This window comes from Spectribacter acetivorans (assembly GCF_031846305.1).
GTDB lineage: Bacteria > Pseudomonadota > Gammaproteobacteria > Nevskiales > Salinisphaeraceae > Spectribacter > Spectribacter acetivorans.
Map to the genome: position 1 here is coordinate 1 of NZ_JAVRHY010000005.1, position 12,862 is coordinate 12,862.

11 protein-coding genes are annotated in these 12,862 nt (G+C 68.1%); 7 read left to right on the plus strand and 4 right to left on the minus strand.

Annotated features, from left to right (window positions below; translation table 11 throughout):
* Positions 1 to 62: 62 nt before the first annotated feature.
* The gene (locus RM531_RS06660; protein ID WP_311658222.1) at positions 63 to 653 is read left to right on the plus strand and encodes an NUDIX hydrolase; all 591 of its coding nucleotides are present in this window, start codon (positions 63 to 65) and stop codon (positions 651 to 653) included.
* Here the strand turns inward: RM531_RS06660 and RM531_RS06665 are convergent.
* Positions 650 to 1,246 carry a Yip1 family protein gene (locus RM531_RS06665; RefSeq protein WP_311658224.1) on the minus strand — a complete coding sequence of 199 codons (597 nt, stop codon included), beginning with the start codon at positions 1,244 to 1,246 and terminating at the stop codon, positions 650 to 652. The genes RM531_RS06660 and RM531_RS06665 overlap by 4 nt on opposite strands.
* 54 nt (positions 1,247 to 1,300) lie before the next feature.
* Positions 1,301 to 2,101 carry a hypothetical protein gene (locus RM531_RS06670; RefSeq protein ID WP_311658225.1) on the minus strand — a complete coding sequence of 267 codons (801 nt, stop codon included), beginning with the start codon at positions 2,099 to 2,101 and terminating at the stop codon, positions 1,301 to 1,303.
* A gap of 460 nt (positions 2,102 to 2,561) precedes the next feature.
* Between RM531_RS06670 and RM531_RS06675 the strand changes: the two genes are divergently transcribed.
* From RM531_RS06675 to RM531_RS06690, 4 genes are read left to right on the plus strand one after another with little or no spacing between them, the layout of a single operon-like run.
* Entirely contained in the window at positions 2,562 to 4,748 is a 2,187-nt protein-coding gene (locus RM531_RS06675) for a primosomal protein N' (RefSeq protein ID WP_311658227.1), read from the plus strand.
* Entirely contained in the window at positions 4,745 to 5,581 is an 837-nt protein-coding gene (locus tag RM531_RS06680) for a class I SAM-dependent methyltransferase (protein ID WP_311658228.1), read from the plus strand. Before RM531_RS06675 ends, RM531_RS06680 begins: the two co-directional genes overlap by 4 nt.
* A 35-nt stretch (positions 5,582 to 5,616) precedes the next feature.
* Positions 5,617 to 7,389 carry an arginine--tRNA ligase gene (gene argS / locus RM531_RS06685; RefSeq protein ID WP_432280502.1) on the plus strand — a complete coding sequence of 591 codons (1,773 nt, stop codon included), beginning with the start codon at positions 5,617 to 5,619 and terminating at the stop codon, positions 7,387 to 7,389.
* Positions 7,389 to 8,027, plus strand: a complete 639-nt coding sequence (locus RM531_RS06690; RefSeq protein WP_311658232.1) for an SPOR domain-containing protein — start codon at positions 7,389 to 7,391, stop codon at positions 8,025 to 8,027. Before argS ends, RM531_RS06690 begins: the two co-directional genes overlap by 1 nt.
* Positions 8,028 to 8,049: 22 nt before the next feature.
* On the opposite strand, the gene RM531_RS06695 is transcribed toward RM531_RS06690, so the two are convergent.
* Both RM531_RS06695 and uvrD read right to left on the minus strand, forming a co-directional pair.
* Positions 8,050 to 9,108 (minus strand): transporter substrate-binding domain-containing protein, encoded by a 1,059-nt coding sequence (locus RM531_RS06695; protein ID WP_311658233.1) that lies wholly within the window; start codon positions 9,106 to 9,108, stop codon positions 8,050 to 8,052.
* A gap of 63 nt (positions 9,109 to 9,171) precedes the next feature.
* A complete protein-coding gene (gene uvrD / locus RM531_RS06700; RefSeq protein ID WP_311658235.1) occupies positions 9,172 to 11,337 on the minus strand; it encodes a DNA helicase II in 2,166 nt (721 codons plus the stop codon).
* Positions 11,338 to 11,496: 159 nt separating this feature from the next.
* Here uvrD and RM531_RS06705 point away from each other — a divergent pair, with 159 nt between their 5' ends.
* Both RM531_RS06705 and rbp read left to right on the plus strand, forming a co-directional pair.
* A complete protein-coding gene (locus RM531_RS06705; RefSeq protein ID WP_311658237.1) occupies positions 11,497 to 12,282 on the plus strand; it encodes a M48 family metallopeptidase in 786 nt (261 codons plus the stop codon).
* 243 nt (positions 12,283 to 12,525) lie between these two features.
* Positions 12,526 to 12,798, plus strand: coding sequence for an RNA-binding regulator (rbp, locus tag RM531_RS06710; RefSeq protein ID WP_349255414.1), 273 nt, complete (start codon positions 12,526 to 12,528; stop codon positions 12,796 to 12,798).
* Positions 12,799 to 12,862 lie beyond the last annotated feature (64 nt).

Sequence of the window (12,862 nt, forward strand, 5' to 3'; positions counted from 1 at the left end):
TGGGCCTACCTGGTGGCGGATGGTTTCAGGCCGGATCAAGCCGATTCCGTCATTCGCGCCGCATGAACGACCTCCCCGCGCTCGAATCCGCCCTGCGGCGCCATCGTCCGCTGCGCCTGCCCGCGCGCCGCCGCTTCATCCGCGCGGCCGTGGCAGTGGTGGTCGCCCCCGGCCCGGACGGGCCGCAGGTACTGCTGACGCGCCGGGCCCGGCGGGCGGGTGACCCCTGGTCCGGCGATGTCTCCTTCCCGGGCGGTCGTTTATCCACCGGTGATGCCGGCGGTGGCGCCGCCGCCTGCCGCGAGGCGTTTGAGGAAACCGGCCTGGTGCTGACCGAAACCGATCGCATCGGCCGCCTGCACGACCGGCTGACCCGTGCTCACGGCCGACCACTGCCGATGGTGGTGTCGCCGTTCGTCTACCGCTACCCCGAACAGGCCGGCGATCTGGACGGCAACCATGAAGTGGCCGAGATTTTCTGGCTACCGCTTTCGGTGGTCGTCGGGCGTGAGCACCGGCGCACCTTTGCCTGGCGGGTCGGCCCGCTGCGCGTGCCCATGCCCAGCCGTGTCCATCAGGGTCAGACCGTCTGGGGCCTGACCCTGATGATGCTCGGTGAGCTGGCGCGGGTGGCCGGCCGAGCCGGGGGCTAGACGGCTGGCACGCCGCTGCCGGTGAGGAACAGCCCCGCCAGCGGGAAGCTGATGATGGCGTAGATCACGACTAGGATGATCAAACCCACCACGAAATGCCCGACCCGCTTTTCCTGGGGCACGCCCACGAACCGGGGCAGGCAGCGATAGAGCAGAACCATCGAGTAGATGCTCAGCGCCAGGCCGATCAGCCAGCCGATCAGCGGCAGAGTGCCGATGATCTGGCCGGCGTAGCCGGGCACCGCGGCCAGGCTGACGGCGGCGAAGCCATTATCGAAGCTCTGGGTGCCCCCGAAGCTGCCGGCCAGCAGGCCGAACACGGCGCCGGAAATACCCAGGCCGATCAGGCCGAATATCAGGGTCACGAAGATCTGGGTGACGAACCCGCCGGCGCCCGGCAGCATGTTGGTGCCGAAGATCCAGCCCAGGATCGGTGCCAGCACCGCGGTGATCACGATCATCGGGCCGGCCACCAGCACGGCGGTTTGCGTCCAGTCGGGGTTGTCGGCGCGGAAGCTGTCCCAGGTGGGCTCGGGATTTAGCGCTGCCCCCTTGAGCAGGGACTGGGTGCGTTCGAGGTCGAAATCCGCCATGTCGGTTCTCCGCTGCGGTTTGCGTTGTGCCTGATGCGGTGGAGCGTATCAGCGTCAGTCGAAGATGCTGAATGCCTTGTCCAGTACCTTGTCCACCGCGTTGTCGACAGCGTTGTTGGTTTCACTCTCGGTGCGGGATTCGGTTCGCTGCTGCTGGCGTTCAGCCTGCTTGCCGAACATGCCACCCAGTGAGCCGATGCCGGGTATTTCCATGGGTTCGGCGGGCAGCGCGAAGCGACTCGCGGCCGGATCCGCATCGGACAGGGCGGTGACTCGCATCTGCGAGCCCATGCGCAGCATCCCCTTGCCTTCCATCTGACGGGCAAGCGGATCGTCCTGTGCCGGCTGACCGGCCGCTTTCGCCATGGCCCGCCCCATGCCCGTCAGGGCTTGCGAGAACGCCACCGCGCGCCGATCGTCGCTGACGACGACCTCGTCGGTGCGGGTCTGCCCGTCCGCATCGGTGTAGGTCATCGTCCAGACTTCACCCTGGATCCCGGCCACGGTCTCGGTCCGGCCGGTGTTTTCCATCTTGCTGACGCCTTCGACGTCGCCACCCGGCAAGGCCGGCGCCTGCATACCACTGGTCGACAGGAGCTTGTCCAGCCGCATGACCATGGGCTGCCCGTTCTGCTGGGTGACGCTGTAAACTGCGTCGCCGTCTACCAGCATGTACCCGCCCTGTTGCTGGGGCACGCTCATGCGCAGCTGGTTGTCGCCGCGATACTCGAAATCCATGTTCATGCTCTTGCCACTGTCATCCGTGGCCTGGACGGTTGCCTTGCCGGCCTGCGCCGCCCATGGCGCGGTGGCCAGAACTAGCGCAACCAGCGCGCCGGTTGTCTTATGGTTCATGATTGTCTCCCTGGAAGAATCCGGTAAGCGTGTCCCCGTTACCCGCTGCACGATCGAGCCGTTGTTGCGGGTGTCACCTCAAGCGGTAACCACGCTTATATCACGCTCCGATGATGCCCGGAACCGCCCCGATTCAGGGGGCGATGGGGCGCCGGTACCAAGTTGATCGGCACGATCTACCGTTCGATTTTTTTCTCCGCGCAACCAAGGGTTTATCGTCGCGCGGTCAGAGTTATGCACATTTCCAGTGCGGTGGCAGGTTTAGGGCCCTCAAGGCAGTGCAGTCGCCGGAGTTCTATTGGGGGCTTTTAACTATATGAGTTTAAAAGAAAATATATAAATAGCCTTTCTATATCGCCATAATAGAAAAAGATAGGTTCCGCAAATCGCGCGATGCGTCCGCCGTTTGTCCCCAAAGTTATCCACAACCGTTGGCCCGGGCCTGGTCTACACTTGGCCCATGTCCGGCGTCATCCGCGTGGCCGTGCCCACCCCGGTGCACGGCGCTTTCGATTATCTGCCTCCCGCGAGCGGGCCGTCACCGGTCATCGGGGGGCGGGTGCGGGTGAGTTTCGGGCGCCGGCGGTTGATCGGGCTGGTCGTTGGCACCGCAGCACAGGCGGCGGTGGATACGGCTCGGCTGCGGCCGATTGACGAGGTCATAGACGACACGCCGCTGCTCGGCCCGGATCTGCGCGAACTGCTCGAGTGGACCGCCCGCTACTACCACCATGCGCTGGGCGAAACCGTGACAACCGCCCTGCCGGTTCTGTTGCGTCGCGGCGAGCCCGCGCGGCGCCCGGCCGCTATCCACTGGCGTCTCTCGAGTGAAGGCCGACGGGTTCTCACCGACGCACCGCCACGGGCGGCGCGCCAGCGTCAGTTGCTGGAACAGCTCGCGGCGGCGCCGGATGGGTATCCCGAATCCGCACTGCGCAGCCTGCTGCCCCGCGCGACCCCCGTCCTGGCGCGTCTGACCGAACAGGGGCTGATCGAGCATTGCGATCCCGCGGCGCAGCCGCCCGAGCCCCGTCCCGGCCCGCCGTTGACGACGGACCAGGCCCGTGCGCTCGACACCATCAACAGCGCCCCCGACGGATTTGCCGTCACCCTGCTCCAGGGCGTGACCGGCAGCGGCAAGACCGAGGTCTACCTGCAGTTGCTGCAGGCGACGCTGCAGCAGGGGCGACAGGCACTGGTGCTGGTGCCGGAAATCGGGCTCACGCCCCAGCTGGTGGCCCGCTTCGGCGACCGCGTGGGCGGCCGGCTGATTGTGCTGCATTCGGGCATGACCGCGGTGCAGCGGCTCGAGGGCTGGCTGGCGGCCCGGGCCGGCGGACCGGCGATTGTGCTCGGCACCCGGTCGGCGGTGTTCACGCCGTTGCCGGACCTGGGCCTGATCGTCATCGACGAGGAGCACGACGCCTCGTTCAAGCAGCAGGATGGCCTGCGTTACTCGGCCCGGGACGTGGCGATCCGCCGGGCGCAGCAGCTGGACGTGCCGATCCTGCTGGGCTCGGCTACCCCGGCGCTGGAAACCCTGCACAACGCCCGGGCCGAGCGATACCGCCACGCCCGCCTGGCCACGCGCGCCACCGGGGCATCGGCGCCGGCGATCCAGTTGCTGGACGTGCGCAGCCGGCCGCTGGAGGAGGGGCTGTCGCGACCGCTGCTGGCGCGCGTTCACGAGCATGTCGAGGCCGGCGGCCAGGCGTTGCTGTTCGTCAATCGTCGCGGGTTCGCCCCGGCCATGATCTGCCATGACTGCGGCTGGATCGCCCCCTGCCGGCGCTGCGATACCGGCATGACCCTGCACCGGGGCGGCCGGAATCTACGCTGTCATCACTGCGGCGCCGCCCGGCCAGCCCCGACCGAGTGCGAGGCCTGCGGCGGCGGCGAGCTGATTGCCGTGGGCGAAGGCACGGAGCGGGTGGCCGCCGCGCTGCGATCACGATTGCCCGCCGCCCGGATTGCCCGCTTTGACCGCGATACCACCGCCCGCCGTGGCAGCCTGGAACGCATGCTCGCCAGCGTTGCCGCCGGCACCACCGACGTGCTGGTGGGCACGCAGATGCTGGCCAAGGGCCATGATTTTCCGGCCCTGACATTTGTCGGCGTGATCAACGCCGATCACGGCCTTTTTTCCGCCGATTTCCGCGCGTTCGAACGCATGGCGCAACTGGTGACCCAGGTGGCGGGTCGCGCGGGCCGCGGCGAGCGCCCCGGCGAGGTGCTGCTTCAGACCCGCCATCCCGATCACCCGCTGCTGGGCACGCTGGTGCGATCCGGGTATGACGCCTTCGCCAACGCGGCCCTGGCCGAGCGCGAGTCCGCCGGATTGCCGCCCTACGGCCATCTCGCCCTGGTGCAGGCCGAGGCCCCCGATGCCGACGCGCCTACCCGCTTTCTTGCCGCGGCCTCCGGTCTGGCCTCGTCCTCGGCTGACGAAGCGGTGGCGATCTGGGGCCCGGCGCCGGCGCCGCTGGAACGCCGCGCCGGCCGTTTCCGGGCGCATCTGCTGATCCACGCCGCCAGCCGGGCACCGCTGCATCGCTTCCTGCGGGCCTGGCTGCCGGCGGTCGGCGGTCTGCGCGAGGCCCGTCGGGTACGCTGGTCGGTAGACGTCGACCCGCAGGAACTGATTTGACCGGCAACCCGCGCATCGCCCCCACCGCCCACGTGACCGCCCAGACCTGGCGGCGTGCCGGCTTTCCCGGCGCCGAGGCCTTCGATACCTGGACCGGTCGCGTCGGGTATGACGCCTTGCGGCTCGGGCTGATGCCGATGCGCTGGCTGGGCCAGCCGGCGGGCCATTTTCTGGCCTTCCTGCGGCTGCGGCATCACTGGATCGGCCAGCGCATCCGCCAGCAGTCGCCGGATCTGCTGTTCGACGTGGGCGCCGGCCTGTCGGCCCGCGGGCTGACGCTGGCCCGGGCCTTTCCGGCCATGCGGGTGGTGGAGGCCGACTTGCCGGGCATGGTGGTGGCCAAGCGTCGCCGGCTGGCGGGGCTCGACTTGCCCGCCAACTACCGGTTGGTCCCGGCCGATCTGCTGGCCGACGACTTCGGCGACAGCCTGCGGACCGCCGCCGGCCATGCGCGCGGCACCGCGATGGCGATCACCGAGGGCGTGACCGATTACCTCGGCTTTGCCGACAAGCCGCGGGCCTGGGCCAACCTCCACGGGTTGCTGAGCGGCTTCGGCGGCGGCATCTATATCACCGACATCAACCCGCGGGCCCGCGCCCGCTCCCTGGGCCTGGCGGTGCCGCTATTCCTGCGGATGCTGGGTCAGCTCACCGGCGGGGATTTCGGCGACCGGTTGTTCGAGCACGAGCAGGACGCCGCCGCCGCGCTGGAACAGGCCGGTTTCACGGATGCGCAGGTGGTGGACGTGACAGCGCTGGATAACGGCGGCCTGCCGGTACCGGAGACCGGCCGGTTCTTCGAGTTGCTGGAAGCCCGCGCCACCAACGGTTAACAGCCCCACGGCCACCCGTTACACTTACGCGCCCCTTGCGCACCCCCCCCGGTTGGCCCGACACCTTGAAGACCCTGATCCAGCAGATGCTCGCCGAGGCGACCGCCAGCGCGCTGCCCGACGTGACCACGCCCGACGCGCCGCACGTGGAGCGCACCCGCGATCCCGCCCACGGCGATTTCGCCAGCAATATCGCCATGACGCTGGCCAAGCCGGCCCGCCGCGCCCCGCGCCAGATTGCCGAGGCCATCGTGGCGGCATTGCCGGCATCAGAGCGGATCGCCGGCGTGGAAATCGCCGGGCCGGGCTTCATCAATTTCCGTCTGGCCCCGGCGGCCTTCCGCCAGGTGGTGCCGGATATTCTCGCGGCCGGGGCCGATTACGGCCGCAGCGACATCGGGACGGGCACCCGGGTGATGGTGGAATTCGTGTCGGCCAACCCCACCGGCCCGCTGCACGTGGGCCACGGCCGCGGTGCGGCCTACGGCGACTGCGTGGCCCGGCTGCTGACCGCGGCCGGGTTCGACGTGCACCGCGAGTACTACGTCAATGACGCCGGCCGGCAGATGGATATCCTGGCGATGTCGCTGTGGTGCCGGTACCTGCAGTGCCGTGGGGAGGAGATGCCCTTCCCGGCCGGCGCCTATCAGGGGGATTATGTGCAGGCCGCGGCCGACAAGCTGGCGGTCGAACAGGGCGACGCCTTCCGCCATCCCGCCGCCGAGGTGCTTGCGGGTCTGCCGGCTGATGTCGACGCCGGCGGCGACCGCGATGCCTATCTGGATGCCATCATTGTTCGTGCCCGCGAACTGGTGGGCGAGGACGGTTTCCGCCAGCTGCTGGCGGTGATCCTGGACGAGCAGCTGGCCGACATTGCCGACGACCTGGCGGCCTTCGGGGTGGCGTTCGATCGCTGGTTCTCGGAACGTTCCCTAGTGGACGATGGCGCGGTGGCAGCGGCGCTGGAGCGTCTGCGTGAGGCCGGCCACACCTATGATGAGGAAGGCGCGACCTGGTTCGCGTCATCCCGTTTCGGCGACGAGAAGGACCGGGTGCTGGTGCGCGCCAATGGCACCCACACCTATTTCGCCGCCGACATCGCCTATCACCTGAACAAGCTGGACCGCGGCTTCGATCGTCTGGTCGATATCTGGGGCGCCGATCATCACGGCTACGTGCCGCGGGTGCAGGCCGCCGTCCAGGCCCTGACCGGGGAGGCCGATCGGCTGGCGGTGCAGCTGGTGCAGTTCGCCATCCTCTACCGCGGGGCGGAGAAGCTGCCCATGTCCACCCGTGCCGGTCAGTATGTGACCCTGCGCGAGCTGCGCGACGAGGTCGGGATGGATGCCACCCGTTTCTTCTATGTCATGCGCTCCAACGAGCAGCATCTGGATTTCGACCTGGAGCTGGCCAAGTCCCAGTCCAACGACAACCCGGTCTATTACATCCAGTACGCCCATGCCCGGGTCTGCAGCGTTGGCCGCCAGCTCGACGAACGCGGGCTGCAGTTCAGTGCCGAGGCCGCCGATCTGGCGCGTCTGGAAGAGGAACACGAACAGCGCCTGCTCACCGAGCTGTCGCGCTACCCGGAAGTGGTGGAGGCCGCCGCCCTGGGTTATGCGCCGCACACGCTGGCGCATTATCTGCGGGAGGTGGCCGACGCCTTCCACAGTTACTACAACGCGCACCCGTTCCTGGTGGAGGATGCAGCCCTGCGCAACGCCCGCCTGGCATTGATCCAGGCCACCCGTCAGGTTCTGGCCAACGGTCTGACGCTGCTCGGCGTGACCAGTCCGGAGGTGATGTAATGGCCCGGGATTACGCCAAGACCCGCAGCAGTGACGGCCGCAAGAAACCCCGTAAACGGCCGGCGGCCAAGCGCAAGTCCACCAGCCGCGCCGCCGGTATTCCCGGGTGGGTCTGGCTGTTCTGTGGGCTGTGTATCGGCCTGACCGCGGCCGCCGGGGTATACGTGTTCGGGCGGCCGGCCGGCAGCAGTGGCCTGAAGGTGGCCGGCATCGAGATTCCCGCCGCGGGGGGTGCCGATGAATCCGGCGAGGCCGCACCGGACGACGAGCCGGCCAAGGATCCGTCGCCGCGGTTCGCGTTCTACGAAATGCTGCCCAACTACGAGGTGGTGATTCCGGAAGAGGAATACACCGGCGATACCGAACGCAGCCAGACCACCACCCGCAAGGTGGAACAGCCGGGTCGCTACGTGATCCAGGCTGGCTCGTTTTCCAGCCACGCCGACGCCGACCGGCGCAAGGCGGGGCTGGCATTGCTGGGCATCGAATCGAGCATCGAAGAAGTGCGGCTGGAATCCGGGCGCGTGGTGTACCGGGTACGCACGGCCACGCTGGAAAGTACCGAACGGCTCAACGCCACGCTGCGCAAGCTCGACGAGAAGGGCATCGACAGCCTGGTCATGCGGGTCAAGGGCTAGAGGCGGCGCCTCGCGCTCAGGTCTAGGGTTGCCCGGCGCCCAGATAGGACCGCACCGTTTGGCTCCAGGCCGGCTGGTTCACGATTTCCAGAATCCGCTGATTCAGCCGCTCCCGCAGCGGACTGTCCTGCGTGACCGCAAGGGCGTATTCCTGACGCTCGAAGCGCAGCGGTAGCACCGTGGTGCGGCGCGGATACTCGTTATTGGCCACGTACTGCAGGATGGGGGCGTCGTAGACCACCGCGTCGGTGCGGCCGGCGGCCAGTTCCGCCAGCCCGCTGTCGAGGTCATCCACCGGGTAGTAGCCGATGCCGCGGGCGTCCAGTGCGGCGGCGCTGGAGGTCCCGGCCACCGTGGTCACCGCCATGCGTCGCAGGTCGTCCACGTTGTCGATGCGGGTGCCGAGCTGGCCGACGGTCAGTGACGTGGCGATGGCCGCGGTGAATCCCGAGATCAGGATGATGGCGGCAAACATCCACACCAGTCCGACGATGCGCCCGGCCAGCGTGCGCGGGGATTTGTCGCCGTAGCCCACGGTGGTCATGGTGACCGCCGCCCACCACAGGCCGTTGCCCAGACCGCGGCTGGTTCCGCCGCCGAACTCATCCGGGTTGGCACGGCGCTCGGCCAGCCAGATCACCAGGCCCACCGCCAGCAGCAGCGCCAGCAGGCCGAGCACGGCCATCAGGAACTCGACCGAGAAGAATCGCTTGATGGCATCCCACGCGCCCGCGCTGTCGGGCTGCACCGCCACGGCCAGACCGGTGGTGTGGAAGGGGTGGGTGAAATCGATTACCTGCTCGCGCGCGGCGGTCATGGTCAGCGCGCCCACGGCCACATCCAGCGAGCCGTCCTGCAGACCGGCGAGCAGGCCGTCGATATCGGTGCGCTGGTACTCGAAGGCCAGATCCAGATCCTCGGCCAGCCGTTCCCAAAGCTCGATGCTGATGCCGCCCAGATCGCCGGATTCGGTTTCCACCACGAAGGGCGGCGCGATCCTGGTGCCCACGGTCAGGGTCTGGGCGGTAACCGTTGCGGATAGCAACAGCAGTGGCGCGAACAGCGCAAGCCGGCGCAGCATGGGGAATCCCCGGGTGGGTCTGGTCGCTTAAACCTAGCAGACCCCGGACGGTGCCGCGCGTGGCTAAATCGGCTGCAGGTTCGCGTACCCCGCCATCAGCCACTTGCTGCCGGCGCCGTCGAAATTGACCTGTACCCGGGCCCGGGCACCCTCGCCCTCGAACGACAGCACCACGCCCTCGCCGAATTTCTTGTGCGCCACGCGCTGGCCGAGGTTGAGGCCCTCCGGGCCGGCGCCGGTGTCGATCAGGCCGCGTCTGCCATCGAACATCGGCCGGCTGACCTGGGCCTGCGGCCGGATCTCGCGCAAGAATTCGGCGGGGATCTCGCGCAGGAAGCGTGACGGCGCGCAGAGATTTTCGCTGCCGTGCAGCCGGCGCAGTTCCGCGTGCGACAGATGCAGGCGCTGCATCGCCCGGGTCATGCCGACGTAGGCCAGCCGCCGCTCTTCTTCCAGGCCGTCCGGGTCCTCCACCGAGCGCTGGTGCGGGAACAGGCCCTCTTCCAATCCCACCAGGAATACCTGCGGGAATTCCAGGCCCTTGGCAGCGTGCAGGGTCATCAGCTGCACGCAGTCGTCCCACTCGCCGGCCTGGTTCTCGCCGGCCTCCAGCGCGGCGTGGGCCAGGAACTGGGTGAGCGCATCGCCGGGTTCGGTTTCGTCGGCCACGAAGCCGCGGGCGGCGGATACCAGTTCGTCCAGGTTCTCGACCCGGGCCTCGCCCTTTTCGGACTTGTCCTTGCCGTGGTGCGCCTTCAGGCCACTGCGGTCGATCACCGTCTCGGTTATCTCGCGCAGATCGCGGTTGGTCACTTCGGCGTCGAGGTCGTCGATCAGCGTCAGGAACGCGCGCACCGCATTCGCGGCCCGGCCCGGCAGGCCCTCGCGGGCCAGGGCGTCGGCCGCCTGCCACAGGCTCATCGCCTCGGCCCGGGCGTGGGCGCGGATCCTGTCGACGGTGGCGGCCCCGATACCGCGGGTGGGGGTGTTGACGATGCGCTCGAAGGCGGCATCGTCGGCCCGGGCCATGATCAGGCGCAGGTAGGCCATGGCGTCCTTGATCTCGGCCCGCTCGAAGAATTTCTGGCCGCCGTAGATGCGGTAGGGAATCTCGGCGCGGATGAGCTGCTCCTCCAGCACCCGCGACTGGGCGTTGGAGCGGTACAGGATGGCGACTTCGGAGCGGGCCCCGCCGTCGTCCAGCCAGCCGCGGATGCGGGTGACCACGTGCTGGGCCTCGTCGATCTCGTTGAAGGCGGCGTAGACGTCGATCGGCTCGCCCTCGGCGCCGTCGGTCCACAGTTCCTTGCCCAGGCGGCCGCTGTTGTGGCGGATCAGCCCGTTGGCGGCGGACAGGATGGTCGAGGTGGAGCGGTAGTTCTGCTCCAGCCGGACGGTCTGGGTATCCGGATAGTCTTCCGCGAAGCGCAGGATGTTGTCGGCCCGCGCACCGCGCCAGGAGTAGATCGACTGGTCATCGTCGCCGACCACGAACACCTTCGCCTGATCGCCGGCCAGCACCCGGATCCAGGCGTACTGCAGGGTGTTGGTGTCCTGGAATTCGTCCACCAGCAGATGGCGGAAGCGCTTGCGATAGTGGGCCTGCAGTTCCCTGTCGTCGCGTACCAGTTCGTGGGCCCGCAGCAGCAGTTCGGCGAAGTCCACCAGGCCGGCGGACTCGCGCGCGCTTTCATAGGCGGTGTAGACGCGGATCATCTGCGCCCGGGCGAAATCCCCGGTGTCGGCCAGGTGCTGCGGCCGCCGGCCTTCCTCCTTGCAGCCGTTGATGAAGCCCTGCATCTGCCTGGGCGGCCAGCGGGCCTCGTCCAGTTCCAGATTCTTGAGCGTGCGCCGCACCAGCCGGTACTGGTCGTCGCTGTCGATGATCTGGAAGGTCTGGGGCAGTTTCGCCTCGCGCCAGTGCAGGCGCAGCAGCCGGTGGGCAATGCCGTGAAAGGTGCCCACCCACATCGCCGAGGCCGGCACCCGCACCAGCCGCTCGATGCGGCCGCGCATCTCGTGTGCGGCCTTGTTGGTGAAGGTGACCGCCAGAATCGACTGTGGCGACACCCCTTCCACTTCGATCAGCCAGGCCACCCGGTGGGTGAGCACGCGGGTCTTGCCCGAGCCGGCGCCGGCCAGCACCAGCCGGTGGCCCGGCGGGGCGCCCACCGCCTCGCGCTGCGCGTCGTTGAGTCCGTCGAGTATGTGGGAGATATCATCGCTCATGGGCCGCGATTGTAACGCCACCCCGGCCGGCCGCCGTGACCGACCTTCTCGGGGTTGTTCAGACGCGGTTCATCCCAATGTCTTAAGCTCTCGGACATGAACGCGACGCGCGCGCCGAACTCCAACTGCAACCGACTGCAATCGGTCTAGGACTGAATCATGCACAAGCGCAACCTGATCGTGGTGTTGCTGACGGCCCTGATCACCGTCGCCTGCGCCACCTCGCCCACCGGCCGACCGCAACTGAAACTGTTTCCCTCCTCGGATCTCGCCGAAATGGGCGCGGCCAGCTATCAGCAGATGAAGCAGGAAACACCGATCGAGCAGTCCAGCCGGGTCAACAACTACGTACAGTGCGTGGCCAACGCCATTACCCGCCAGACCGGCGGCACCTGGGAGGTCACCGTCTTCGCCGACGACCAGGCCAATGCCTTCGCCCTGCCCGGTGGCAAGATCGGTGTCTACACCGGCCTGCTCGACGTCAGCCGTAACCAGGACCAGCTGGCCACGGTCATTGGCCACGAAGTCGCCCACGTACTGGCCGATCACGGCAATGAACGGGTGTCCAGCCAGTTCGCCACCCAGAGTGCCCTGCAGCTGGCCGGCGCCATTGCCGGTGGCGGCAACGGCGGCATGGGCCAGGCCGCCATGGCCGCGCTGGGCCTAGGGGCTCAGGTTGGCGTACTGCTGCCCTTCTCACGGGCTCAGGAAAGCGAGGCCGATGTGGTGGGTCTGGAACTCATGGCCCGGGCGGGTTTCGACCCGCAGGCTTCGGTGCAGTTATGGCAGAACATGGCGCGGTCCAGCGGCGGGTCGCCGCCCGAATTCCTGTCCACCCACCCCGGGCATGAAAGCCGGATCAACAAGCTCAATGAGAACATCCCCAAGGCGATGCCGCTCTATCAGCAGGCCCGGAACGCCGGCCGGCGGCCCAACTGCGGCTGACGCCGGCCTTGCCGGTTCTGGGTAAAACGGCCGGTAACGGCCGGCCACGCCGGCGGGCTGCACAAAAGTCACTTTAGGACTGCCGGATCCATTCCGCCGGGCGGTCATATTGCTTGACGGAAAAAAGCGCTACACTCGAACCGTCGGCATAACAAGCCGGCCCCTGGGGGATGGGTTCGTGCCATTGCCGTGCCCCGGCGGACGACGTAGGGCAATGGCGCCGCGATTCGGGATTCTGCTGTGATTAACATCTATGTGGGCAATCTGCCCTGGGGCTCAAGCGAAGATGACTTGCGCGCCGCATTCGAAGCCTACGGCGAGGTAAGCTCCGCCAAGATCATTACCGACCGTGAAAGCGGCCGCTCGCGCGGGTTCGGCTTCGTCGAGATGCCGGACAAGGGCTCGGCCGAGGCCGCGATCCAGGGGCTGAACGAAACCGACTTCCAGGGCCGCAACCTGCGGGTCAACGAAGCACGGCCCCGCGAAGATCGGCCACGGGGTCCCCGCCAGTTCTGACGCGGGCTGTGCCGGCTGGCGTGTGACCGCCGGCCGGCACGCCGTTGCCGGAGTCGGATTGCGA

Coding starts and splice junctions, on each gene's coding strand:
- RM531_RS06690 (WP_311658232.1), top strand. CDS start 7,389: ATGGCCCGGGATTACGCCAAGACCCGCAGCAGTGACGGCCGCAAGAAA.
- RM531_RS06665 (WP_311658224.1), bottom strand. CDS start 1,246: ATGGCGGATTTCGACCTCGAACGCACCCAGTCCCTGCTCAAGGGGGCA.
- RM531_RS06660 (WP_311658222.1), top strand. CDS start 63: ATGAACGACCTCCCCGCGCTCGAATCCGCCCTGCGGCGCCATCGTCCG.
- RM531_RS06675 (WP_311658227.1), top strand. CDS start 2,562: ATGTCCGGCGTCATCCGCGTGGCCGTGCCCACCCCGGTGCACGGCGCT.
- RM531_RS06705 (WP_311658237.1), top strand. CDS start 11,497: ATGCACAAGCGCAACCTGATCGTGGTGTTGCTGACGGCCCTGATCACC.
- RM531_RS06670 (WP_311658225.1), bottom strand. CDS start 2,101: ATGAACCATAAGACAACCGGCGCGCTGGTTGCGCTAGTTCTGGCCACC.
- RM531_RS06695 (WP_311658233.1), bottom strand. CDS start 9,108: ATGCTGCGCCGGCTTGCGCTGTTCGCGCCACTGCTGTTGCTATCCGCA.
- uvrD (WP_311658235.1), bottom strand. CDS start 11,337: ATGAGCGATGATATCTCCCACATACTCGACGGACTCAACGACGCGCAG.